This is a genomic window from Paractinoplanes tereljensis (assembly GCF_016862435.1).
GTDB classification, from domain to species: Bacteria; Actinomycetota; Actinomycetes; order Mycobacteriales; family Micromonosporaceae; genus Actinoplanes; species Actinoplanes tereljensis.
The window spans coordinates 169,922-192,678 of record NZ_BOMY01000038.1; the positions used below are offsets into that span (position 1 = coordinate 169,922).

20 protein-coding genes are annotated in these 22,757 nt (G+C 71.1%); 10 read left to right on the forward strand and 10 right to left on the reverse strand.

Features of this window, described 5'->3' with window-relative positions:
• Positions 1 to 90: 90 nt before the first annotated feature.
• The 5 genes from Ate02nite_RS29205 to Ate02nite_RS29225 all read left to right on the forward strand — a co-directional run bounded on the left by Ate02nite_RS29205 (position 91) and on the right by Ate02nite_RS29225 (position 6,331).
• Positions 91 to 1,173 (forward strand): glycosyltransferase family protein, encoded by a 1,083-nt coding sequence (locus Ate02nite_RS29205; protein ID WP_203811040.1) that lies wholly within the window; start codon positions 91 to 93, stop codon positions 1,171 to 1,173.
• Positions 1,170 to 2,270 carry a glycosyltransferase gene (locus tag Ate02nite_RS29210; protein WP_203811041.1) on the forward strand — a complete coding sequence of 367 codons (1,101 nt, stop codon included), beginning with the start codon at positions 1,170 to 1,172 and terminating at the stop codon, positions 2,268 to 2,270. The genes Ate02nite_RS29205 and Ate02nite_RS29210 overlap by 4 nt, the downstream gene beginning before the upstream one ends.
• Complete coding sequence (locus Ate02nite_RS29215; RefSeq protein ID WP_203811042.1) at positions 2,261 to 3,238, forward strand: glycosyltransferase; 978 nt, start codon at positions 2,261 to 2,263, stop codon at positions 3,236 to 3,238. Before Ate02nite_RS29210 ends, Ate02nite_RS29215 begins: the two co-directional genes overlap by 10 nt.
• A complete protein-coding gene (locus Ate02nite_RS29220; RefSeq protein ID WP_203811043.1) occupies positions 3,235 to 4,035 on the forward strand; it encodes a glycosyltransferase family 2 protein in 801 nt (266 codons plus the stop codon). Before Ate02nite_RS29215 ends, Ate02nite_RS29220 begins: the two co-directional genes overlap by 4 nt.
• A gap of 94 nt (positions 4,036 to 4,129) precedes the next feature.
• Positions 4,130 to 6,331, forward strand: coding sequence for a putative bifunctional diguanylate cyclase/phosphodiesterase (locus Ate02nite_RS29225; RefSeq protein ID WP_203811044.1), 2,202 nt, complete (start codon positions 4,130 to 4,132; stop codon positions 6,329 to 6,331).
• Here Ate02nite_RS29225 and Ate02nite_RS29230 read toward each other — a convergent pair whose 3' ends face one another.
• The 5 genes from Ate02nite_RS29230 to Ate02nite_RS29250 form a co-directional block, all read right to left on the reverse strand.
• Positions 6,332 to 7,312, reverse strand: coding sequence for an aldo/keto reductase (locus tag Ate02nite_RS29230; RefSeq protein ID WP_203811045.1), 981 nt, complete (start codon positions 7,310 to 7,312; stop codon positions 6,332 to 6,334).
• A gap of 69 nt (positions 7,313 to 7,381) precedes the next feature.
• Positions 7,382 to 9,169: a protein-arginine deiminase family protein gene (locus tag Ate02nite_RS29235; protein ID WP_203811046.1), complete on the reverse strand. Its 1,788-nt coding sequence runs from the start codon at positions 9,167 to 9,169 to the stop codon at positions 7,382 to 7,384.
• A 57-nt stretch (positions 9,170 to 9,226) separates the two neighbouring features.
• Positions 9,227 to 10,246 (reverse strand): LacI family DNA-binding transcriptional regulator, encoded by a 1,020-nt coding sequence (locus Ate02nite_RS29240; RefSeq protein ID WP_203811047.1) that lies wholly within the window; start codon positions 10,244 to 10,246, stop codon positions 9,227 to 9,229.
• A 19-nt stretch (positions 10,247 to 10,265) separates the two neighbouring features.
• The gene (locus tag Ate02nite_RS29245; RefSeq protein WP_203811048.1) at positions 10,266 to 11,729 is read right to left on the reverse strand and encodes a glycoside hydrolase family 43 protein; all 1,464 of its coding nucleotides are present in this window, start codon (positions 11,727 to 11,729) and stop codon (positions 10,266 to 10,268) included.
• A complete protein-coding gene (locus tag Ate02nite_RS29250; protein WP_203811049.1) occupies positions 11,726 to 13,369 on the reverse strand; it encodes a type 2 periplasmic-binding domain-containing protein in 1,644 nt (547 codons plus the stop codon). The genes Ate02nite_RS29245 and Ate02nite_RS29250 overlap by 4 nt, the downstream gene beginning before the upstream one ends.
• Before the next feature lie 209 nt (positions 13,370 to 13,578).
• On the opposite strand from Ate02nite_RS29250, the gene Ate02nite_RS29255 reads away from it, so the two are divergent.
• The gene (locus Ate02nite_RS29255) at positions 13,579 to 15,579 is read left to right on the forward strand and encodes a cellulase family glycosylhydrolase (RefSeq protein WP_203811050.1); all 2,001 of its coding nucleotides are present in this window, start codon (positions 13,579 to 13,581) and stop codon (positions 15,577 to 15,579) included.
• A gap of 44 nt (positions 15,580 to 15,623) precedes the next feature.
• Here the strand turns inward: Ate02nite_RS29255 and Ate02nite_RS29260 are convergent, their stop codons facing one another.
• Positions 15,624 to 15,776: a PNPOx family protein gene (locus Ate02nite_RS29260; RefSeq protein WP_203811051.1), complete on the reverse strand. Its 153-nt coding sequence runs from the start codon at positions 15,774 to 15,776 to the stop codon at positions 15,624 to 15,626.
• Between the two features lie 108 nt (positions 15,777 to 15,884).
• On the opposite strand from Ate02nite_RS29260, the gene Ate02nite_RS29265 reads away from it, so the two are divergent.
• Both Ate02nite_RS29265 and Ate02nite_RS29270 read left to right on the forward strand, forming a co-directional pair.
• Positions 15,885 to 16,535 (forward strand): SDR family oxidoreductase, encoded by a 651-nt coding sequence (locus Ate02nite_RS29265; protein ID WP_203811052.1) that lies wholly within the window; start codon positions 15,885 to 15,887, stop codon positions 16,533 to 16,535.
• Positions 16,536 to 16,594: 59 nt separating this feature from the next.
• On the forward strand, positions 16,595 to 17,458 hold the full coding sequence (locus tag Ate02nite_RS29270; protein ID WP_203811053.1) for a TIGR03620 family F420-dependent LLM class oxidoreductase: 864 nt from the start codon (positions 16,595 to 16,597) through the stop codon (positions 17,456 to 17,458).
• Positions 17,459 to 17,500: 42 nt separating this feature from the next.
• Here Ate02nite_RS29270 and Ate02nite_RS29275 read toward each other — a convergent pair whose 3' ends face one another.
• The 3 genes from Ate02nite_RS29275 to Ate02nite_RS29285 form a co-directional block, all read right to left on the reverse strand.
• Positions 17,501 to 17,695: a hypothetical protein gene (locus Ate02nite_RS29275; RefSeq protein WP_203811054.1), complete on the reverse strand. Its 195-nt coding sequence runs from the start codon at positions 17,693 to 17,695 to the stop codon at positions 17,501 to 17,503.
• Between the two features lie 100 nt (positions 17,696 to 17,795).
• A complete protein-coding gene (locus Ate02nite_RS29280; RefSeq protein ID WP_203811055.1) occupies positions 17,796 to 18,677 on the reverse strand; it encodes an aldo/keto reductase in 882 nt (293 codons plus the stop codon).
• A gap of 66 nt (positions 18,678 to 18,743) precedes the next feature.
• Complete coding sequence (locus tag Ate02nite_RS29285; protein WP_203811056.1) at positions 18,744 to 20,129, reverse strand: MFS transporter; 1,386 nt, start codon at positions 20,127 to 20,129, stop codon at positions 18,744 to 18,746.
• Between the two features lie 100 nt (positions 20,130 to 20,229).
• Here Ate02nite_RS29285 and Ate02nite_RS29290 point away from each other — a divergent pair, with 100 nt between their 5' ends.
• Both Ate02nite_RS29290 and Ate02nite_RS29295 read left to right on the forward strand, forming a co-directional pair.
• The gene (locus Ate02nite_RS29290) at positions 20,230 to 21,141 is read left to right on the forward strand and encodes a helix-turn-helix transcriptional regulator (protein WP_203811057.1); all 912 of its coding nucleotides are present in this window, start codon (positions 20,230 to 20,232) and stop codon (positions 21,139 to 21,141) included.
• A 56-nt stretch (positions 21,142 to 21,197) separates the two neighbouring features.
• The gene (locus Ate02nite_RS29295; protein WP_203811058.1) at positions 21,198 to 22,058 is read left to right on the forward strand and encodes a tetratricopeptide repeat protein; all 861 of its coding nucleotides are present in this window, start codon (positions 21,198 to 21,200) and stop codon (positions 22,056 to 22,058) included.
• 14 nt (positions 22,059 to 22,072) lie between these two features.
• Here the strand turns inward: Ate02nite_RS29295 and Ate02nite_RS29300 are convergent, their stop codons facing one another.
• The gene (locus tag Ate02nite_RS29300; RefSeq protein ID WP_203811059.1) at positions 22,073 to 22,756 is read right to left on the reverse strand and encodes a flavodoxin; all 684 of its coding nucleotides are present in this window, start codon (positions 22,754 to 22,756) and stop codon (positions 22,073 to 22,075) included.
• Position 22,757: the final 1 nt, after the last annotated feature.

Consider the following 22,757-nt stretch of genomic DNA (forward strand, 5'->3'; position numbering starts at 1 on the left):
CCGCCGGAGGAATAGGGCCTCCGGACCCTCTCGACATGCCTCCCGAGTTCGCGTTGGTCGCACCTACCCGACCGACCGCGAGGACCCCCGATGACGCTCGCCCCACCCCTCGCACCAGCTGCACGGATTGCCTCGATTCCGGCCGCCCATCCCTACGTGCGGCACGTGCTGGCCGGTTCCCGCGTCGAACTGCTGCCCGACCCGCCACCGCCCGGCGCCCCGGACGGACGCTGGTGGCCACCCGTCATGTGCGACGCCGCCTGGGTCACCGCGAACGTGGACCGCTTCGACCTCATGCATCTGCACTTCGGGACCGAGTCCTACCCCACCGGGCACCTGCGTTCGCTCGTTCGCGCGCTGCGCGGCGGCGGCCGTCCGCTCGTCTACACGTTGCACGATCTCGAGAACCCGCAGCTGGCCGACCAGGCATCACATCGGGAGCACCTCGACGTCCTGGTCCGGGCGGCCGATGAACTGGTGACCCTGACCGCAGGCGCCGCCGCGGCGATCAAGCGGCGCTGGGGCCGCACGGCCGAGGTCATCCCGCACCCGAACGTGCTCCCCCTCGGTGCGCCGGCCCCGGCCGGCACCCACTGCGACGCGTACGTCCTCGGCGTGCACCTGCGCGACATCCGTCCCGGCACCGACGCGGTACGGGCCGTCGCGACCCTGCTCGACGCCGTCGACCGCCTGCGCGGGCGGGGAATCGCGGCGGTGGCCCGCGTGCACGTCAACGAGCGGGTCCGCGACGAGGCCGCCCGCGACCGCGTCGGGGCCCTGGTCGCCGCGCACCCCGCCGCCGAGCTGCGCCGGGCCGAGCGGCTCGGCGACGACGCCCTGGCCCGGTCCATCGCCGATCTCGACGTTGCCGTCCTGCCGTACCGTACCGGCACCCATTCCGGCTGGGCCGAGCTCTGCTGGGACCTCGGTGTCCCGGTCGCGGGCCCGCCGGTCGGGTATGCGAGCGAGCAGCATCCCGAGGATTTCGCGGTCTTCGATGCCGGCGACGGCGGCGGACTCGCCCGGGCCGTGCGACGGCTCCTCGCCCGGGCGCCCCGCCCGGGTTCGGCCGCTCGCGCGGCTCTGGTGGCCGAGCGACGCCGGACGCGCGTCGCCGGGGCCGCCGCGATCACCGCCGCCCACACCGCTCTGTACGAGCGGGTGCTGGCATGAACGCCCGCACGATCGTTGTCATCGCACCGCTGCGGCACCCGATCCGGGAACCGCACGCCGGCGGCCTCGAGGCCATGGTGTGGGACCGCGTCCGGATGCTCCGCGCCCGCGGGCATCGGGTACTGCTCTGCGCCGTGGCGGGTTCGCAGTTCCAGGAGGACGGCCCAGCCGAGTTCCGGCTGCCGGCCGTCGTCTGGCCGGACGAGCGCGACGCCACCGACTCCACGTTCCCGCCGGGACACCTCGAGCGGGCCATCCCGGCGCTGGAGGCGGCGCTCGACTTCATCCGGCGCAACGCGGCCAGGATCGACCTGGTCGACAATCACAGCCTGCACCCGCAACCGCTCACCCGAGCTCGGCGGCTCGGGGTGCCGGTGGTGACGACCCTGCACACCCCGCCGCTGCCCCGGCTCGTCCCGGCGGCCCGGGCGGCCGAGCACCACGGCCGGCTCCTCGCCGTCAGCGCCTACACCGCCGCCGAGTGGCGCGAGCACGGTGTCGAGTCTCAGGTGATGCCGAATGCCGTCGACGCCGGCCGCTGGCCCCTCGGGTCCGGCGGCCGGGACCTGGTCTGGTTCGGGCGGATCGTGCCGGAGAAGGGCCTGCACCTCGCGGTACGAGCCGCGCGGCTCACCGGCCGGCCGTTGCGCATCGCGGGCCGGGTCGGCGACGTCCCGTACTTCCAGGAGCACATCCGCCCGTTCCTCGGCGACGGCATCGACTACCTCGGGCCTCTCGGGCAACCGGCACTCGCGGACCTCGTCGGCGGCAGCGCCTGTGCTCTGGTCACCCCGCTCTGGCAGGAGCCGTTCGGCCTGGTCGTCGCGGAGGCGCTGGCCACCGGCACGCCGGTCGCCGCGTTCGACACCGGCGGCATCGGCGAGGTCGCGGGAACCGCGTCCGCGGTCCGGCTCGTGCGGATGGGCGACGCCGAAGCCCTCGCGGAGGCGGCCGAGCGGCTTGCCGTCGCCCACGGCCGGGACCAGCAGTGCCGGTCGCGGGCCCGCGCCGCGGCTCTCGCCCGGTTCTCCCTCGAGCACCGGGCCGCCGAGCTCGAGACCTTCTTCGACCTCTCGGGAGCCGACGCATGGGTCTGACCGGCTGGTACCTCCATCACCACGGCGCCGGGCACCTGACCCGCTTCCGCGCGGTGCGCCCGCACCTGCCGGGCGAGGTGGTCGTCTTCAGCTCGCTGCCGGAACCGGCCCCCCGGCCGGCTGGGACGACGTGGGTGCACCTCGACCGCGACAACGACCGGCCGCCGGGTGCGCCGGATCCGGCCGATGCCGATCCGACCGCCGGCGGGCTGCTGCACTGGGCGCCGCTCGGCCACGGCGGGCATGCCCGCCGGCTCGCCGCCATCGCGGGCGCGATCGCGGCCCGGCGCTTCGACCGGTTCGTCGTGGACGTGTCGGTCGAGGTAGCCCTTCTGGTGCGGCTGCTCGGCGTCCCGACTGTCGTGGTCACCCAGCCCGGCGATCGCAATGACCCCCCGCATCGGCTCGCGTACGCGACGGCGGCGCGGGTGCTGGCCCCGTGGCCCGCGGGCGTGCACCGATCCCCGGCGACGCACCTGGTCGAGGTCGGCGGCATCTCGCGGTTCGACGGCCGTACCCGTGCGGTCGAACCGGACCCCGGCACCGTGCTCGTGCTGGGCGGCGGCGTGCCCGACGAAGACCTCGCCGGCGCGGCCGCCGCGACCCCCGGGATCCGCTGGCAGTACGCGGGCCGTTCGGCGTCGACCTGGATCGAGGACCCCTGGGAAGCGCTGCAGCGGGCCGAGGTCGTCGTCACCGCCGCAGGACAGAACAGTGTCGCGGACATCGCCGCCGCCGGCGCCCGGGCGGTCGTCGTGCCGCAGCCTCGGCCGTTCGACGAGCAGGCGGCGACCGGCCGCATCCTCACCGAGCGCCGCCTCGCCGTGGTCGAGCCGTCGTGGCCCGATGACCAGGCGTGGCCCGGGTTGCTCGACCGGGCCCGCGCCCTGCGGCCCGACTGGGCGCAGTGGCGGGTCAGCGGCGCCGCGCAACGGGCCGCCGCAGCGATTGCCGAGGTAGTCGCATGATCACCGTCATCACTCTCTGCTCGGCGGCCCGGCTCGACCACGTGCGCCGGCAGCAAGAGTTGCTGGCGACCGAGCCGGTACGCCGCATCCTGGTCTGGCTCGACGCCGGCCCGCCGCCGTCCTCCCTGCCGGAATTCGCCGGTGCCGACCTGGTGCACGTGCCACCCGGCCGGCAGGGCCTCCGGCTCGCCGCCGGACGCAATCGCGGTGCGCTCGCCGCCGGCGCCGGCCTACTGGTCTTCCTCGACGCCGACTGCCTCCCCGGCCCGCAGCTGCTCGCGCGGTACCGCGTCGCGGCGGCCGCGCACCCGGGCGCCCTGCTGTGCGGCCCCGTCACCTATCTGCCGGAGGGGGTCCGGCCGGACCGGGACGCGCTGCCGGCCTGGACCGCGCCGCACGCGGCCCGGCCGACCCCGCCGGACGGCGAGAACGTCGTCGCCGGACCGGACGACCATCGGCTGTTCTGGTCGCTCTCCTTCGCGGTGACCGCGGAGACCTGGGGCACGCTCGGCGGCTTCCACGAGCTCTACGAGGGGTACGGCGGTGAGGACACCGACCTCGCCTGGACCGCGCGGAAGGCCGCCGTCCCCCTCGTCTGGGTCGGCGGTGCGCACGCCTACCACCAGTACCACCCGACCTCCTCGCCGCCTTGGCAGCACCTCGACGACATCCTGCGCAACGGCCGCCTGTTCGCCGACCGGTGGGGATTCTGGCCGATGCAGGGCTGGCTCGACGCGTTCGCCACCGCGGGCGCCATCGAACGAACACGAGCGGGGTGGCAGCGCCCGGCGGCCTGATGGGCCACTTCGGACCGATCACATCTTGAACACGACCACCGGAGCGTGTGAGACTGCGCCGCGTGAGACTGTGGTGACGAGCCAGCAACGACAGGTGTCCGCGCTGGTCGCGTTGTGCCTCGCGGCCGGCGTGCCGATTTTCCTGTTGTCGGGCACCGCGGTCGCGCCGTACACGCAATTGGGCAGCAGCCTTCTCGCCTGCCTGGCCGCCATCCCCTGTCTCGCCGCGGCCCGCAGGGGCGACGGCGACGCGCGTCCCGGCTGGCGCCTGCTCGCCGCCGGGTGCCTGAGCTGGGGCCTGGGCAACTTCTACTGGTCGTGGAACGAACTGGTCGTGCACGCGGAGGTGCTGTTCCCCTCCCTGGCCGACGTCGGCTACCTGCTGTTCCCGCTGCTGGCCACGATCGGGCTGTGGCTGATCGCCGGCTGGACGTCGATCGGGTCCCGGCTGACCGTGCTGCTCGACGGCCTCATCGTCGGCTGCGCCCTGTTCGTGATCGGCTGGTCGCTGACGGTCCGTGAGGTCTGGGAGGCCGGCTCCGACTCGGCGCTCGCGTTCGTCGTGTCGATGGCCTACCCGGTCTTCGACATCGTGCTGGCGACCGTCGTGGTGCTGCTCGCCGCCCGCACCCGGCGCGGCAGCCGCCACATCGGCCTGCTGCTGCTGTTGGGCCTGGCCGGGATGACCGTCAGCGACGTGCTGTTCGCCCTGGACACCTCGGCCGGCACCTATTCCTCCGGGCAGAACTCGGACGCCGGCTGGTTCATCGCGTTCGCCGCCTGCGCGGCGGCAGGCTGGCTGGCCACCCGGCAGCCGATGACGTTCGACCACACCGGAGTGATGGCCCGCTGGCAGACCGTCCTGCCGTACGCCCCGTTCGGGCTCGCGGCGTTCGTGGTCGCCGGCCAGACCCTGCTCGGGGTCGGCGTCGACGCGCCCGAGGCGGTCTCGCTGATGATCGGGTTCGTCCTCATCCTGCTGCGGCAGCTGTCCACTCTGCTGCACAACTCGACACTGACCCGCACCCTGCGCTACCAGGCGTACCACGACCCGCTGACCGGGCTGGCCAACCGCGCGCTGTTCATGGAACGGCTCGAGGGCGCGCTCGGCGCCGGGCAGTCGGTCGCGATCGTCTACCTCGACGTCGACGACTTCAAGATGATCAACGACTCGCTCGGGCACGACGCCGGCGACATCGTGCTGCGCACCGTGGGCGAGCGGCTGCGCGCCTGCTTCGCCGGGCCGGACACCATCGCCCGGTTCGGCGGCGACGAGTTCGCCGTGCTCACCGGCCGCGTCCACGACCTGCCCGCGCAGGCCCAGTGGCTGCTCGGCCTGCTGCACGAGCCGGTCGAGGTCGGCGCCCGCACGGTTCGGCTGGGCGCGAGCATCGGCGTCGCCCTCTCCGACGGCTCGGCCGGCTCGGAGGACCTGCGCAAGAACGTCGACCTGGCCATGTACGCGGCGAAGGCGCAGGGCAAGGACGGGTACGCGATGTTCGCGCCGTCGATGCGGGACGGCTTCGACCGGGAGGTGATGTGGCGTACCGAATTGCAGCAGGCCCTGGCCGACCGCACGCTGCACGTCGCCTACCAGCCGATCGTCGCCCTGGGCGAACGCCGCGTGGCGGGCGTCGAGGCGCTGGCCCGCTGGCAGCACCCGCAGCACGGCATCGTGGCACCGGACGAGTTCATCCCGGTCGCCGAGCGGGCCGGCCTGATCGCGGAGCTCGGCCTGCTCGTGCTGCGCCGGGCGTGCGCCGAGTTCGCCGCGTGGCCGGGATCGCAGTCGACGTACCTGTCGGTCAACGTGTCACCGTCGCAGATGCTCGACGCCTCGTTCCCGTCGAAGGTCGCCGCGACGCTGTACGAGGTCGGGCTGCGACCGACGCAGCTGGTGCTCGAGGTGACCGAGAACGCGCTGGCCGACGAGTCCGAGGTGATCGGCACGCTGCGGCGCCTGCGCGAGTTCGGCATCCGGATCGCCATCGACGACTTCGGCACCGGTTACGCGTCCCTGCGCTACCTGCACCGCTTCCCCGCCGACATCGTCAAGATCGACCGCACGTACGTCCAGGACATCGCCCGCGATCCGGCCGCCGTCCACATTCTCGGCACCCTGTGGCAGCTGTTCGGCGCCCTCGGCCTCACCGCCGTCGCCGAGGGCATCGAAGACCCGGCCCAGGCCGCGATGCTTGTCGAGCTGGGCTGCGAGGTAGGCCAGGGTTTCCTGTACGGACACCCGGGCCCGCTCAACTCCATCACCGTCGAACTCGCCCCCGCGGAACGGACGTGATCAGCGGTCGACGGCCGACATGTTGGCCTCGTCGTGCCGGGCCCCGGCCGCCGGCTCGAGCGCGTCCAGACGCTTGAGCTGGTCGTCGGTCAGCTCGACGGCGTCGGCGGCGGTGTTCTCCTCGACGCGGGCGACCCGCCTGGTGCCGGGGATCGGGACGATGTCGTCGCCCCGGGTGAGCAGCCACGCCAGGGCGGTCTGGGCCGGGGTGGCGCCGATCTCCGCGCCGATGGCCGTGACCTCGTCGACGATGGCCAGATTGCGGCGGAAGTTCTCCCCGGTGAACCGGGGGTTGGTCGTGCGCCAGTCGTCGTCGGCGAAGTCCTCGACCGTACGGATCTGCCCGGTCAGCAGGCCGTGCCCGAGCGGCGAGTACGGGACGAAGCCGATGCCGAGCTCGCGCAGCAGCGGCAGGATCTCGGCCTCCACGTCGCGGGTCCACAGCGAGTATTCGGTCTGCAGAGCCGAGACCGGCTGTACGGCGTGGGCCCGGCGGATGGTGTCCGGCGACGCCTCGGACAGGCCGAAGTGCAGCACCTTGCCCTGCTTGATCAGCTCGGCCACCGCGCCCGCGGTCTCCTCGATCGGCGTGTTCCGGTCGACCCGGTGCTGGTAGTACAGGTCGATGTGGTCGGTGCCGAGCCGCTTGAGCGACCCTTCGACGGCGGTCCGGATGTTGCCGGCGGTGCTGTCGTTCACCCCGGGCCCGCCGTTGGCGTGCGAGACGAGACCGAACTTGGTGGCGATCTTCACCTGGTCGCGGCGGCCCTTGACCGCCGCGCCGACGATCTCCTCGCTGAGGAACGGGCCGTAGATCTCCGCCGTGTCGATGTGGGTCACCCCCAGCTCCAGCGCGCGGTGGATGGTGCGGGCCGACTCGGCGTGGTCGAGCCGGCCCTCACTGGTGTAGACGCCGGCCATGGTCATCGCGCCGAGGCCGATCCGGGACACGTTCAGGCTGCCGAGGTGTGCGTTCTTCATATCGCTAGCCAACCGCCGTTCGCGGGTGGGGAGAAGTCACTGCTGAAGGGTGTACCGGCAGCCCACCACTCAGGCGGGGTACGCCCGGAACGTGTTGGTGGCGCAGTGGATCTCGCCCTCGGAAAGGTGCTCGTCGAGCAGGTCGTCGGCGTAGGTCACCTGGTAGCCGAGCCGGCCCAGTGCCTTGTCGAATGCGGCGGCGAAGACGTCCGTACCGTTCAGCAGCGGACCGTAGGGCTTGGGGGCGACGTAGCGGGTGTTGCTGACGACCAGGCCGTTGATGAGGTTGGGGATCTCGGCCGAGGCCGCGCGCAGAGCGTTCAGCGCCACCTCGTCGCCGGCCTGCTGGGTCATGAACCAGTCCAGGTTGCGGGCGGTGAACAGCATCGGGATCCGTACGACCCGGTCCGGGCCGAGGCCGAGCCTGGCCAGGTTCTCGGTGATCTTGGCGGCCGCGATCCGGTTGGTGTCGACGAACTGCTCGTCCGCCTGGAACTCGGCGATGGTGCGCTTGTCCAGCAGGAACTCGCTGTCCCCGGCGTCGGGCAAGCCCGGGTGCAGCACCTGGCCGGCCGAGGTGACCTTGGTGAGCAGATCCAGGCCGGCCTGCGGGTCCGCGACGATCGCCTGCCATCCGCCGGCGGCCGGCAGGAACTGGACGAACTCGTCGAGGTGGCCGACGGCCAGGAAACCGGTGTCGACCATGACCACGTCCTGGGCGCCCTGCGACCGCAGGAAGGTGACGATCTCGGCGGACGGCGTACCGCCCATGACGATGGTCCCGTGCGGATGGCCGGGCGTCGGGGGCATGGTTTCCAGGTTGCCCATCGAGTCGTAGGTGCTGTCGTCGAGGGTGCCCACCCCGGCCGGCACCCCCGGAACGTGCGCGACGGCCACGTCCGGGCCCTTGAGGTCGGTGTAGGTGACGCGGGCCGCCTGCCGGTGCAGGTCGCTGACCGACGGCAGCAGCACCCGCATGCCGTGCGGGCGCCCGTCGAGGCCGGGCATCACCTGGTAGAGGGGCTCGAACAGGTCCTGCGTCCACTTGTCGTCGCCGGTCTTCAGACTGGTCAGCGGAACGTTCTTCGGTAGCACGGCCGCAACTGTCTGGCGCCAGGCCGGGCCGGCGGTCAGCACCCGCTCCAGCTTCTGGGTGTTGAGCTGGGTGAGTGCGGGTGCGGCGTGCATGCGTACGGCATGGGTGGTGTTCTTGCCGTTGGCGCTCACGCCCAGCGTGACCACCGCGGTGCCGTCCCAGATCGTGCGGTCCCGGACCACGTCGCGGCCTTCGACCCCGAGCTGGACGCCCGTGCGCAGCTCGGCGGCGGTCAGCGTGGTCGCCACCTCCCACCGGGCGCGTTTGACGAAGACCCGGATGTTGCCGGTGACGCTGATCCGGCCGGTGGCCGACGACGGCGCGCCCGGCCACGGGGTCACCCGCAGCCGGGCCAGGTCCTGCTCGTCGGCAGCGCCGTTGACGACCTCGTCGGCGGCGTCGTTGCAGGCGGCCATCTGCCGGTCGGCCAGGTTCTGCTCGAGCCGGTGCGACTGCCGCAACACCACGAACTTCGCCTCGGCCCCGGCCGGGTCCTGGTCGTAGTCCTTCATCAGGTCGTCCTTGGCCTGCTGGAACCGGGCATCGTTGGCCGCTTCCCGGGCTACCGCGTCCTTGGTGATCTTCCGGGCGGCCGGCCGGCAGCGGCCGGCGTCGTCGTCGATGTTGGCGAGGAAGACCCCGCCGGGGGTGACCAGACTCAGGTTCGCGTCGGCCGACTCACCGGCGAACGCCGCCAGCGGCACCGCCGCGAGAGTCAGACCGACCGCGCCGACCAATCCGAAAATCGTGCGTCTTCTCATGGCCGCGATCTTGGCCAGGAACTGTCAGAAACCCGTGAGGCGGCCGTAGTGGTCCGGTCAGCGCCGGCGCGAAGCCGGCGGGGCGGTGCTGTTGCGGACGGTGAGGGTGGTGGCCAGTTCGAGGCGGGGCTGCCGGGCCTTCTCGCCGCGGCCCAGGGTGAGGGCCAGCTCGGTGGCGGCCTGGGCCATGTCGAACAGGGGCTGGTGCACGGTGGTGAGCGGCGGGTCGGCCAGGCTGGTGATGGGCAGATCGTCGAAGCCGACCACGCTCAGGTCGGCGGGGATCCGCAGGCCGAGGGAGCGGGCGGCCTGATAGACGCCGAGGGCCTGCAGGTCGTTGCAACAGAAGACGGCGGTCGGGCGGTCCGGGCGGCGCAGCAGGTCGAGGGCGGCGGCCTGGCCGTGGTCGCGGGTCAGTTCGGTGGGCACGATCAGGCTCGGGTCGATCGGCAGGCCGGCCGCCTCGATGGCGGAGCGGTACCCGTCCAGGCGGGCCCGGCAGCACAGGATCGCGTCCGGGCCACCGATCATGGCGATCCGCCGGTGGCCGAGCTCGATCAGGTGCCGGGTGGCCGAGCGGCCGCCGCTCCAGTTGGTGGCGCCCACGAAGGGAACGTCATCGGGCAGTTCGCCGGTGGGGTCGAAGACCACGAACGGGATGCCGCGGGCGCGCAGCTGGTCGCGTTCGCCGTCGGACAGCTGGGCGACGCTGACCAGGCAGGCCGGCCGGCGGGCCAGGGTGTCGTCGATCCAGTAGCGGATCGTGCTGCTCTGCGGGCCGAACTCGGTGAGAATGACGCCGATGCCCTGCTCCCGGGCGACCCGCTGTACGCCGCGGATGATCTCCAGGCCCCACTGGTGTTCGAGCTGGTCGAAGACGAGTTCCATGGTGTTGTTGCGGGTGACCACGGGTTTGCGGTAGCCGTACTCGCTGATCAGGGCCTCGACCCGGGAGCGGGTGTCGGCGGCGACGCCGGCCCGGCCGTTGATGACCTTGGAGACGGTGGGGACGGACACCCCGGCCGACTCGGCGATGAACGAGATGGTCACCGGCGTGTGCGATGCGGTCCCTGACACCGAGGCCCCCTATCCGACGTCAGGCAAGGATAGACGGCGAGTAATCGAACCAGTCGAAGGCGACGGTCCCGGCGGTGGCGTACATCCCGATGACCCGGCCGGTGAAGCCGCCGGCCACCTCGGTGGACAGGTATCGGCCGTCGAGCTCGGCGAGCACCTCGAACTCGCCGCCGGGATGCTCGATGCCCAGCCGGACGGTGTCCGGGCCGGCGAGCGGGTCCCAGTCGCCGGACGGGGTCGCGATCACGTCGATCCGCAGGCATGAAGCCGACGCCGGAACCGTGGCGACGGTGGTCCGCACCGAGCCGATCCGGGCGAGCACCCGGGTCTCGCCGTCGCCGGTCTCGACCTCGTAGTGGTGGCGCTCGTCCAGCCGTACGGCCAGACCGCCGACGCCCCCGGCGGCGTCGATCGCCGCCCGCACCCGGCAGGAATGGTGTTGCTGGCGGCGGCCGACAAAGGCGTCCTCGAGGGACTCGCCGCGTGCGTGCAGGACCAGGTAGCCGGGCTTGTCGGTCAGCGACAGCCCGGGCCGCGACCGTACCGAGATCCACTCCGGCCCGAGGGTGCCGGCGTCGAAGTCGTCGCGGGCCGGCGCGGCCGGGAACGGCCGCAGCGGCCACGGCGGATCGGCCATCACCGGGGTGACCGCGCCGATCACCGGCCAGTCGTCGGTCCAGGTGACCGGCGCCAGGAAGGTCTCCCGGCCGAGCACGTGCCAGCCGGGGGTGCCGCCCCGCGGCCGGGCCCCGAGGAAGACCACCCACCAGGACCCGTCCGGTGCCTGGACGAGGTCGCCGTGCCCGGTGTTCTGGATCGGCCGATGGGTGCCGCGATGGGTCAGGATCGGGTTGGCCGGGCACGGTTCGAAAGGTCCGTCCGGGGCGGGACCACGGGCGATCGAGATGGCGTGCCCGCGTTCGGTGCCGCCTTCGGCGATCATCAGGTACCAGTACTCGCCGATCCGATAGAGGTGCGGCGCCTCGGGCGCCTGCGCGTCCGCGCCGCCGGACCACAACCGCCGCGGCTCACCGACGGTCTGCCCGGTCGCCAGGTCGAGACGGACCTGCCAGATCCCCCAGTACGTGCACCAGCAGTTGCCCTCGTCGTCCCAGGTCAGGTCGGGGTCGATGCCCTCGACGCCGGTGATCCGGACCGGATCGGACCAGGGGCCGGCCGGATCGTCGGCGGTGCAGAGCAGATTGCCGCCGCCGGGGGCCACGTTCGTGACGATCAGCCAGAAGCGGCCGTCGTGGTGGCGCAGCGTCGGCGCGTACAGGCCGCCGGAGGCCGGCGTCGAGGGCGGCAGGTCCGGCTCCAGCGCGTTACCGATCTGCTCCCAGTGCACCAGGTCGCGGCTGTGCAGGATGGGCACGCCCGGCCAGTACTCGAAGCTGGAGCAGGCCAGGTAATAGTCCTCCCCCACCCGGCAGACACTCGGATCGGGGAAAAATCCAGAGATAACCGGATTACCGTACGTCATTGGCCGGTCCCGTTCTTGTCCCGAATTCCCTCGTAGAACTTCCGCATCTCGTCCCCGCCCTGCTTGCGCCACGCGTTGACCGCGTCGGTGAAGGCACTGATCGGTTGGCGACCGGTGCGCACGTCTTTCATCGTGTCATCGACCTGCTGGCCGATCGACGCGTACTGCGCCGGCTCGGTCACGTTCATGGCGAAGAACATCGGCTTGACCGCGCACTTGACCGCCCGCGCCTGCCAGGCCGCGTAGTCCTTGGCGACCTGGGTGAAGCCGTTCTTGACCAGGGTCACCTGCGGCCCCGAGGCCAGGAACTGGAAGCTGGTGGCCACGTCCTTCGCGCCGCGCTCGGTCAGCACCGGATTGCCCGCGCTGATCGTGTGGTCCAGACCCGAGGCGCCGAAATTCACCAGCAGAAATTCCTTCGAGCCGTACGGCGCGGCCAGGAAGTTGGCGATCGCGAGGCACTCCTGGACCTGGGCCGCGGACAGGTTGCGGTTGAGGTAGCTGAACCAGCCGGAACCCGGGCCGAGCTGGATGAGAGGCGTACCGCCGGTGGCGTCGAAGACGTCGAAGAGCTGCCGGTCGTAGCCGGGGTTGGCGGCGGTTCCGCCCTTGGCGTCGTCGCCGTCCATCGCCCCGGTGCCGCCGGCGCTGATCGCGACCTTGCCGGCCCAGAACCGTTGCTGGCCGTTCCCGGTGTTGCCGGCGAGGGCATCGGGATGCACGTACCCGGCCTGGGCGAGCTTCGCCGCGAAACTGAGCGCCTCGGTCATCTCCGGCAGCTCGTACTGATGCAGCAGCTTCCCGCTCGGGTCGGCGTTCCAGGTGCTGACCACCCGGAACGGGAACAGCAGGAACGGCCAGAGGTCGTCGAACGCCCAGCGGCCGGCCTTGGCGTCGGTGAGCTCCCTACCCAGGCTCAGCAGGTCGTCAGCGGACCGCACTCGCGCGTCGACCAGATCCCGGCGGTAGAAGAGGTAACCGGGGAAGTTGTTGGGCGACGAGTACGACGGAATCCCGTACAGCTTGCCGTTCCACACCCCGGCCTGCCACGCCGCGGTGGGGATGGCGGCGAGGTTCGGGTACTTCGCGATCTTGTCGCCGGCCAGGTAGGGGGTGAGGTCGGCGAACCGCTCGACGGCGGAGCCCATGTTCAGTTTCTGGTTGGCCCAGGACGGGATCTGCGTCCAGTCCGGCAGCCTGTCCGAGGCGAACAGCGGGGGCAGCGTCTCCACGTAGGAGTTGCCGTCGGCCGGCTGCATGGTCAGGGTCGCGCCGAGCGCGGCGTTCACCGCGTCGTAGTACGAGTTGCCGTTCGACGGCGGGATGGCACCCCAGAGCGGCGTCCGGGTGGAGTAGGTGCCGCCGGATCCGGGCGGGCCGCTGACGGTCGCGACGGGATCGGCCGGGTATTGCAGGAACGCCGGGTCGGAGGCCGCGCCGTGCGTGCCGGCGACGCCGGGGATGTCGGGCTTGATCGACTGACCGGGCCGGTATTGCGGGAGCGCCCGGCGTAGTTGATCCGCACCCGTGGTCCCCAGCTGTTCGGCGCGGTCATCAGCGCCACACCCGGCGGCGCCGGCGATGGCGACCGCCGCGACACCACCGAGGAGTCCGCGCCGAGAGATGCCTTCTACGGTCATGGCTCAGAAACTTTCTCTAGGTGGATAGATAGTTTCTGGCCGTGACCGTAGTGATGCTGGTCGATGACGTCAACCGATAGAGATATTGACGCTTATCGACGTGGAGCGTAGCTTCCGTCGCAAGAAAGTTTCTCTGCGCTGTGGTGGAACCGGGCAGCGTCATCGCCGGCGGAGGGCGCCGCCGCTCACCTTCCGACATGAGGTTTGTCATGATCTTGCAGCGCAGAATTCTTGTCCTCGGCGCCGTCGCGGCCCTGCTCGCCGGCGGAGTCGCCACCGCGACAAGCGCCCAGGCGGCCGCCGGATGCCGAGTCACGTACGCGGTCCCGTCCCAGTGGCAGGGTGGCTTCACCGCCAACGTCGCCGTCACCAACCTCGGCGACCCGGTCAACGGCTGGAACCTGACCTGGGCGTTCGGCGCCGGGCAACGGGTCACCCAGGCCTGGAACGCCACCGTCACCGCCGCCGGCAGCCAGGTAACCGCGGCCAACGCCAGCTACAACCCGGCCATCGCCACCGGCGCGACCGTCTCCTTCGGCTTCAACGGCTCCTGGACCGGCAGCAACCCGGCCCCGGCCGCGTTCACCCTCAACGGCGTGGCCTGCACCGGAACGGCTTCAACACCGCAACCCGCCGGCCCCGCCGAAACCGTCGCCGCGATGCAGCCCGGCTGGAACCTCGGCAACACCCTGGACGCCATCCCCGACGAGACCGCCTGGGGCAACCCGCTGACCACGCAGGCCCTGCTTCACCACGTACGGTCGCAGGGCTTCAACAGCATCCGGCTCCCGATCACCTGGAGCAACCACCACGGCGCCGCACCCGCGTACACGATCGACGCCGCCTGGCTCGCCCGGGTGCGCCAGATCGTGGACTGGTCACTCGCCGAGGGCTTCTACGTGATGATCAACCTGCATCACGACTCCTGGCAGTGGCTCAACGCCTATCCCCCGGACACGGCTCGCTACGGCGCCCTGTGGACCCAGATCAGCAGCACCTTCCGCGACTACTCGCCCAAACTCGTCTTCGAGAGCATCAACGAACCCCAATTCGCCGGCACCTCCGGCGACGACCAGAACTACCAGGTGCTCGACCAGCTCAACACCCAGTTCGTGCACCTCGTCCGGGCCTCGGGCGGCGGCAACGCCACCCGGCTGCTCGTCCTGCCCACCCTGTACACCAACGCCGACCAGGGCCGGCTCGACGCGCTGAACGCCACCTTCGACCACCTCGACGACCCCAACCTCGCCGCGACCGTCCACTTCTACGGATACTGGCCGTTCAGCGTCAACATCGCCGGCGGCACCACCTACGACACAGCCGTCGAACAGGACCTGACCGGCACCTTCGACCGCGTCCGCGACTCGTTCACCGCCCGCGGCATCCCGGTCATCATCGGCGAGTGGGCGCTGCTCAACTGGGACCACAACCGGCCCGGCCTGATCGAACGCGGCGAGTTCCTGAAATTCCTCGAAGCGGTCGGCTATCACGCCCGCACCCGCGGCCTGACCACCATGCTCTGGGACGCCGGCCAGTTCCTCGACCGCACCACCCTGACCTGGCGCGACCAGGGCGTCTACGACATCATGCGGGCCAGCTGGACGACCCGCTCCGGCACCGCCGCCCGCGACCAGATCTACCTGCCCCGCACCGGCACGATCACCGCCAAAACCCTGACGATCAACCCCAACGGCACAACCCTCCAGGGCGTACGCCAAGGGAGCACCGATCTGGTCGCCGGCACCGACTACACCGCCTCCGGCACCACCCTGACGCTGACCGCGAGCGCGCTGACCCGGATGGCCGGCAACCGCGCCTACGGCGTCAACGCCACCCTGACGGCCCGGTTCTCGGCCGGGGCGCCCTGGCCGATCAGCATCATCACGTCCGACCCGCCGACTCAGGCCGCCGCCACCGGAACCACCGCTTCCCTGGTCGTCCCGACCCAGTTCCAGGGCGACCAGCTGCAGACCATGGAGGCCGTCTACGCCGACGGCACTCCCGCCGGGCCGGCCACCTGGACCCCGTACAAGGCGTTCTGGGACAACTTCATCCCTGGCTACACCGACAACACGATCACCCTGACCTCGACCTTCTTCGCCGAGGTGAACGACGGCCCGGTCACGCTGACCTTCCATTACTGGAGCGGCGCCACGACCATCTACAAGCTCACCAAATCCGGAAGCACCGTGACCGGCGCTCCGGCCTGACGAACCCGACGCTCCCCGGCCGCCCACTGACGGCCGGGGAGCGTTTACTCGCCGCCGTCAGCGCGGGACAGCTCCAGGACCGGGATGGTCCGGATGCCCGCGGTCTTGCGCTCGTACTCGGCGAAGCCCGGGTATCGGCGCGCCTGCTCGCCGTACGCCTGGTCGCGTTCGTCGCCCTTCACCTCGCGTGCCGTCACTACGGCTTATCGTCCTAGGAACCTGGGTCAGTGGCTCCACCTTCGTCGCGGGAGAGGGGTAATGACAGCATCTCCCTCGGCTGCCGGCCGGGCTCGTAGCGTGAGGACATGGACAACCGCAGCGAGGTACGCGACTTTCTGACCTCCCGCCGCGGCAAGGTCACTCCCGAGCAGGTGGGCCTCGCCGACGGCGCCCTCGCCATCGAGGCCGACGTCACCGACCGGGACGCCCTGGTCGCGGCGGCCGAGCAGGTTCAGAAGGAACTCGGCGGCGCCGACGTCCTGATCAACAACGCCGGGGTCATGCTGCTCGGCCCGTTCTCCTCCGAGCAGCGCGACGACTACCGCACCATGATCGAGGCCAACCTCCTCGGCGCGATCACCACCACCGAGGTGTTCCTCGACCAGATCAAGGACGGCGGCGGCGACATCATCAACATCTCCTCGGTCGCCGGCCGCACCGCCCGCGCCGGCAACGGCGTCTACGCCGCCACCAAGTGGGGCCTCAACGGCTGGTCCGAGTCGCTGCGCCAGGAGGTGCTCCCGGACGTCCGGGTCACCCTGGTCGAGCCCGGCGTGGTCGCCACCGAACTGCCCAACCACATCACCCACGCGGCGACCCGGGACGGCGTGCAGAAGATGTACGACGCGGCCACCGTCACACCCGAGGAGATCGCCGAGGTCATCGCCTTCATCCTGGCCCGCCCCCGGCACCTGGTCATCAACGAGATCCTGCTCCGCCCGGCAACCCAGCCCTGATCCGCGCCCGGGGTCCGGCTCGGCCGGACCCCGCCGATCATGGGTCGTAGTGTTCGGGTATGGCTCAACGACTCGTCAGCGTCTGGCAACCGTTCTTCCTCGGCAGCGAGAACCCGAAGGCGGCCGTTGCCGCCGCGGTCGAGTTGGAGGAGCTCGGTTACTCCCGGATCTGGTTCTCCGCCGGCTTCGGCCAGGACGTCCCGCAGCGCTTCCGCGAGATCCTCGACGGGACCGAGCGCATCGGGGTCGCCCCCGGGATCGTGTCGATCTGGCACTCGTCCCCGGCCGAGGCGGCGGCGTTCACCGAGAACGCGCAGCAGGCTCACCCCGGCCGGTTCCTGCTCGGCCTCGGCACCAGCCATGCCGTACTGGTGGAGGGCGACGGCACCGCATACCGCAAGCCGTACACGAAGATGGTCGAGTACCTGGACGCTCTGGACGCGACCGGGCTCGCCCCCGAGAGGCGCATCCTGGCCGCGCTCGGCCCCCGCATGCTGGAGCTCTCGCGCGACCGGGCGGCCGGCGCCCACCCGTACTTCATCCCGGCCGAACACACCGCCGAGGCCCGCGCGGCACTCGGCCCGGACCGGCTGCTCGCCCCCGAGGTCGCCGTCGTCCTCGACGCCGACCCGGCCACCGCCCGAGCCACCGCCCGGCAGTACACCAGCGGCTACCTGTCCTTGCCGAACTACACCAACAACCTGCGCCGCTTCGGCTGGACCGACGACGACTTCGCCACCGGCGGCAGCGACCGCCTGGTCGACGCCATCATTCCCTGGGGTACGCCCGAGCAGGTCGCGGCCGGGCTGGAGAAGCATTACCGGGCCGGCGCCGACGAGGTAGCGATCCAGGTACTCAACGGCGGCGACAAAACCACTTTCCCCAGCGAGGCGTTCCGCGCCCTGGCCGAAGTGCTGATCTGACCGTGAACGGCCGCCGCCGGTAGGCCGGCGGCGGCCGTGCGCTCAGCAGGCCGGGGTCAGGCGGTAGACCAGACCGGCCGCGTCGTCGCTCAGGTAGATCGCACCGTCCGGTCCGGGTATCGCGTCCACGCTGCGGCCCCACCGGGTGCCGTCCGCGTTCTGGAATCCGGTGACCAGTGCCTGGGGCGCAGTGAGAGTGCGAACACCGGACCGGATGCTCCGTAAAGAGATAGGCATGGCCGCACCTTTCATCGAAGTGGGTCTATGCCTTGACGTTAGTCAAAGTGCTTGCCGCCCTGGGAGACCCTGCCAGTGACCCCCTCGCCGATCGGCCGGGTCAGGCCTCGGGGATCGGGCGGCCGAAGGCTTCGAGGGTGACGGCGTCCGGCTCGGGGCCGCCGCGCTTGCCGGTGTCCAGGGCGTCGATCGCGGCCAGCTGCTCCCCGGTCAGTTCGAAGTCGAAGACGTCGAAGTTCTCGGCGATCCGGGCCGGTTTCGTCGACTTCGGGATGGCCGAACGACCCTGCTGCACGTGCCAGCGCAGCATCACCTGCGCGGGCGATTTGCCGTACGCCTTCGCGATCTCGCCGATCACCGGGTCCTCGAGCGTGCTGCTGTGTCCGCTGTCGCGGTAGAAGGTGATGCCGCCGATCGGCGCCCACGCCTGCGACAGGATGCCGTGCTTCGCACCGAAGGCCTGCACCTCGCGCTGCTGGAAGTACGGGTGCACCTCGATCTGGTTCACCGCGGGCACCACCGTCGCCGCGTCGAGCAGCGCGGTCAGGTGCTCGACCATGAAGTTGCTGACCCCGATCGCGCGGACCTTGCCGTCGGCCAGCAGCGTCTCCAGGGCCCGGTAGGCCTGGAGCGTCTTGCCGAACTCCGACGGCAGCGCCTGGTGCAGGATCAACAGGTCGATCTGCTCCACGCCGAGCTTCTTCGCGCTCTTGGAGAATCCGTGCAGCGTTTCGTCGTACCCGTAGTCGCTGATCCAGATTTTGGTTTCGAGGAAGACCGGGGCGGCGCCGGACTTCGCGATCGCCTCGCCGACCTCGCGTTCGTTGCCGTAGGCGGCAGCGGTGTCGATGTGCCGGTAGCCGGTCGACAGCGCGGCCTCGACGGCCGAGCGGGTCTCGTCCGGTGGCGTCTGGAACACGCCGAACCCGATGGCCGGCAGCTCGACACCGTTGTTGAGGGTCAGATTCGGGATGGTAGGCATGCGGATTCCTCTCAGTTGCCGGTGGACATACCCCGTCCGACTCCAGCAAACATCGGTGCGCCCGGCTCAGGGAGCTTCTCCGGAAAGGGGTACCGACAGGGTCTCCCGGCCAGTGATCCGCAGCACCAGACTGACGCCGGCGGTGAGCAGGACGAGGATCGCGGTGACGGTGAGGCTGATCTGCAGGCCGGACCGGAAGGTTGCCTGGGAGGCGACGACGGCGCCGAAGGCGGCTACGCCGAGCGAACCACCCATCTGCCGGAAGGTGTTGAACACGCCGCCGGCGGTGCCGGCCCGATGGTGCGGGACGCTGTCGAGGATCAGCGCGGTGGTCGGCGGTACGGTGAACGAGCCACCCACGCCGACCGGCACCATGACCGCGGCGACCAGCAACAACGGGGCGTCGGCCGGGAGCAGCACCAGGCCGGCCAGACCCGCCGCCATCAGCAGCTGTCCCCCGACGATCGGCACCGCCGGGCCGAATCGGGCGGCGGTGCGGGCCGCGACCGGGCTGAGCAGCGCGACGAGACCGGTCATCGGCAGGAACAGCAGCCCGGTGACGAACGGTGAAGCACCGCGCGACTGCTGGAAATAGAGCGACTGCAGGAAGACGACGCCGTAGAACCCGGCCATGTTGAGAAAACCGACGGCCAGCGCGACGCTGACAGTGCGGGAGCGGAACAGGTCCAGCGGCACCATGGGGTGCCGGCCACGTGCCTGGGCGATGAGGAAGATCGCGCCGGCCAGGAAGGCAACGACGAACGGAATGACCCCGGCGCCCTCGATGATGCCGTAGGTCAAGGCGCCCAGCGCGAGCACGGCGGCGATCTGCCCGGTCCAGTCGAACGGCACCACATTTCGCGGCGAGTCGGCGGTTCCGCGCAGCACCAGCCCGGCGACGAGACCGACCGGCAGGTTCAGGAAGAAGATCAACCGCCAGTCGAGCTGGGTCAGCGCGCCGCCGAGCACCGGCCCGGCCGCCGCCGCGATCGACCCACCCATCGCCCAATAGGCGATCGCCCGAGCACGGGCCTTGCTGTCGTGATAGGCAGCCCGGATCAGCGCCAGCGAGGTCGGCGTGACCAGCGCGGCGCCGACCCCCTGCACCACCCGCGCCGCGATCAACCCGCCCAGACCGGGCGCAAAACCACAAACCATAGAGGCCACCACAAAGATCAACATCCCGATCCCGTACGTCCTCCGCGCCCCGATCCGATCCGACAGCGTCCCGGCGAACAGCAGCAGCGCGGAGAACATCAGCGTGTAGCCGGTGACGATCCACTGCAGCGCGGAGAGGCGGCCGCCGAGGTCACGGGCGATGTCGGGGAGGGCGACGTTGACGACCTGGGTGTCGAGGGTGACGACCGCGAAGCCCAGCATGGCAACTGCCAGCGACGCACGGGGTCGCTGGGCCGCCACCGGTCGCGTGGTGGTGGGGTCGAGCAGGGTCATGTTTCCACCGAACGCCCGGTCGGGGCCGGCCGGGAGACACCACCTAAAGGGGTACCGGCAGGGACCCCTTCAGCTGCGCCGAGGTGCCTAGCCTGGATCCATGGACAACCGCAGCGAGGTCCGCGCGTCCCTCACCTCACGCCGGGCGAAGGTCAGCCCGGAGCTGGCCGGCATCCCCGCCTACGGCAGCCGCCGGGTCGCCGGGCTGCGCCGCGGTGAGGTGGCCGCGATCGCCGGGGTCAGCGTGGAGTACTACACCCGCCTGGAACGCGGCAACCTCGCCGGTGCCTCCGACAGTGTCCTGGAGGCCGTGGCCCGCGCGCTGCAGCTCGACGACATCGAGATCGAGCACCTGCACCACCTGGCCCGCGCCGCCGGCCCCACACCGGCCCGCGCCCGCGCTCGCGCCGACCGGGCGCCCGAGGTGCGGCCGGCGATCCGCCGGGTGCTCAACTCGATGACCGGGGTGCCCGCCTTTCTGCGCAACCACCGCTTCGACATCCTGGCCGCCAACCCACTCGGCATGGCCCTCTACTCACCCATCTTCGCGGCGAGCCCGGCGCCGCCGGTCAACTCGATGAGGTTCAACTTCCTCGACCCGCACGCCCAGGCCTTCTACCCCGACTGGGCCCAGGTGGCCCGCTCCGCCGTCGCCGCGCTGCGCATCGCCGCCGCCCAGAACCCGCACGACAAGCAGCTGATGAACCTGATCGGCGAGCTCTCCATGCGCAGCGAGCCCTTCCGCAGCTGGTGGGCCGCCCAGGACGTCTATTCGCACCGGCACGGCTCGAAACGCATCCGGCACCCCGCCATCGGCGAGCTGGAGCTCGCGTTCGAGGCGCTGGAGCTGCCCGGCGACGAATCCTTGACCATCGTGACCTACACCGCCGAGCCGGGCACACCGTCCGGCGACGGCCTGGAACTGCTCGCCGCCTGGGCCGCGACCCATGCTTCCCAGGAGGCCAGATCCACCACCGCGATGTCCGACGGCGCGCCGACCCGCACCAGCTGAGTGTCGCGGGGCCCACAGCTCGCGGGCCGGCTACCACGTGAGGCACCATCAAGATCGTGGAGACGACCTCAGCTCAGTTGCTGCGCATGGCGCACGCGACCTCCGACGTCGACGAGCTGCTCGACATCGGGTGCGACCTCGCGGACAACGACGAGCTTGCCGGCGCGGAGTACTGCTTCCGGCGGGCCTCGGACCTCGGCGATGCCGCTGCTGCCTTCAACCTCGGCAACAGCCTGAAGGGCCAGAAACGCTTTCATGAAGCCGTGGACGCCTACGAGCTTGCTCTCGAGCGCGGCGAAACCGATGCGTGGCTGAACCTGGGCCTGGTGCTGCACGAACTCGGTGACCTGGCCGGCGAGATACGCGCGTACGAGCAAGCCGAGCGGGCCGGTGACCGCAACGGCGCCCTGGGGCTTGCCTTCTGCTGGCGGGAACAGGGTGAGCGCGACGCGGCCTTCGAGGCAGTCGAACGCGCCTGTGCCGCTGGCAACGAGGTGGCCGCTGCGGTGCTGGCCTGCTGGCGGTGGGACGAGAGCCTCGACCCTTCCCTCGAACCTGACCTGCGGGCCGGAGCGGAGCTGTTTCCTTCGGCCCGCGCAGACCTCGGCTCCCTGCTGGTGAACACCGGGCGGGTTGAAGAGGGTCGCCTCGTGTTCCTGCGTGGCATGGAGTTGGGCGAAACCGACAGCATGGTTCCGCTGGGGAACCTCTACGCCGATGTCCTCGGGGACGACACCGCCGCGGAAGCCGCCTACCGCGCCGGCGCGGAGCTCGGCGACACGCACGCACATCACAACCTCGGAGTCCTGCTGCAGAGCCACGGTGACCTGGCCGGTGCCGAGCGGCATTTCCGTCAGGCCGCGGAGGGTGGGGACACGCTGGCCGAGGCGGCGTTGCGAGACCTGCTCGGAGACTGAGCGTGCGGGTCTGATCAGCGGGTGAGCAGGCCGGTGCGGCGTAGCCAGGCTTCGACGCCGGGTTCGGCGTCGGCGACCTCCTCGCCGCGGACGGCGAGACCTTCCCCCAGCTTGGCGCCGGGACAGGAGGCGGCATAGTCGCGCTCGGTGTTTCCGAGACCGCTCATGGCGTACGTCGTGAGGGGGTGAATGGTCTTGCCGTTGAAGTTGAGGCCCGCCACGAGCGTTGTCATGATCATCGGGGCCCGGACGTTCCAGATCGGGCTGCCCAGCAGGATCGTGTCGTAGCTGTCGATCGAGGTCAGCGGGTTGGCAATCGCCGGGCGGGCGTCCTCGTTCTGCTCGCGCACGTTGCGCGCGACGGTCGGTTCGTAGTCGTCGGGGTAGGGGTCGGCGGCCTCGACGCGATGCACGTCGCAGCCGATGAGCCGGCTGATCATCCCGGCCACCACCTCGGTGTTCCCGACGGTGAGGCGCTTGCGGCCGCCGTTGAAGTAGTTCTCCCCGGCGCGGGAGAAGTAGGCCAGCAGCACCCGGCTACCGCCGGACGAGGAGGAAGCGGGAGCGCTACGCGACGCGCTCCCGGCCGGCGTGGAGGCCGACGACGGGGAAGCCGCCGGCGAATCGGTGCAGGCGCTGAGCACGGCGCCGGCTCCGCCGAGCAGGGCGGCTCGTAGCACCGCGCGACGTGGATGCATG

Excerpts from the sequence above, each read along its gene's own strand:
- Ate02nite_RS29205 (WP_203811040.1), top strand. The coding sequence starts at position 91 with ATGACGCTCGCCCCACCCCTCGCACCAGCTGCACGGATTGCCTCGATT.
- Ate02nite_RS29210 (WP_203811041.1), top strand. The coding sequence starts at position 1,170 with ATGAACGCCCGCACGATCGTTGTCATCGCACCGCTGCGGCACCCGATC.
- Ate02nite_RS29215 (WP_203811042.1), top strand. The coding sequence starts at position 2,261 with ATGGGTCTGACCGGCTGGTACCTCCATCACCACGGCGCCGGGCACCTG.
- Ate02nite_RS29220 (WP_203811043.1), top strand. The coding sequence starts at position 3,235 with ATGATCACCGTCATCACTCTCTGCTCGGCGGCCCGGCTCGACCACGTG.
- Ate02nite_RS29230 (WP_203811045.1), bottom strand. The coding sequence starts at position 7,312 with ATGAAGAACGCACACCTCGGCAGCCTGAACGTGTCCCGGATCGGCCTC.
- Ate02nite_RS29235 (WP_203811046.1), bottom strand. The coding sequence starts at position 9,169 with ATGAGAAGACGCACGATTTTCGGATTGGTCGGCGCGGTCGGTCTGACT.
- Ate02nite_RS29245 (WP_203811048.1), bottom strand. The coding sequence starts at position 11,729 with ATGACGTACGGTAATCCGGTTATCTCTGGATTTTTCCCCGATCCGAGT.
- Ate02nite_RS29250 (WP_203811049.1), bottom strand. The coding sequence starts at position 13,369 with ATGACCGTAGAAGGCATCTCTCGGCGCGGACTCCTCGGTGGTGTCGCG.
- Ate02nite_RS29255 (WP_203811050.1), top strand. The coding sequence starts at position 13,579 with ATGATCTTGCAGCGCAGAATTCTTGTCCTCGGCGCCGTCGCGGCCCTG.
- Ate02nite_RS29265 (WP_203811052.1), top strand. The coding sequence starts at position 15,885 with ATGGACAACCGCAGCGAGGTACGCGACTTTCTGACCTCCCGCCGCGGC.
- Ate02nite_RS29270 (WP_203811053.1), top strand. The coding sequence starts at position 16,595 with ATGGCTCAACGACTCGTCAGCGTCTGGCAACCGTTCTTCCTCGGCAGC.
- Ate02nite_RS29275 (WP_203811054.1), bottom strand. The coding sequence starts at position 17,695 with ATGCCTATCTCTTTACGGAGCATCCGGTCCGGTGTTCGCACTCTCACT.
- Ate02nite_RS29280 (WP_203811055.1), bottom strand. The coding sequence starts at position 18,677 with ATGCCTACCATCCCGAATCTGACCCTCAACAACGGTGTCGAGCTGCCG.
- Ate02nite_RS29285 (WP_203811056.1), bottom strand. The coding sequence starts at position 20,129 with ATGACCCTGCTCGACCCCACCACCACGCGACCGGTGGCGGCCCAGCGA.
- Ate02nite_RS29290 (WP_203811057.1), top strand. The coding sequence starts at position 20,230 with ATGGACAACCGCAGCGAGGTCCGCGCGTCCCTCACCTCACGCCGGGCG.
- Ate02nite_RS29300 (WP_203811059.1), bottom strand. The coding sequence starts at position 22,756 with ATGCATCCACGTCGCGCGGTGCTACGAGCCGCCCTGCTCGGCGGAGCC.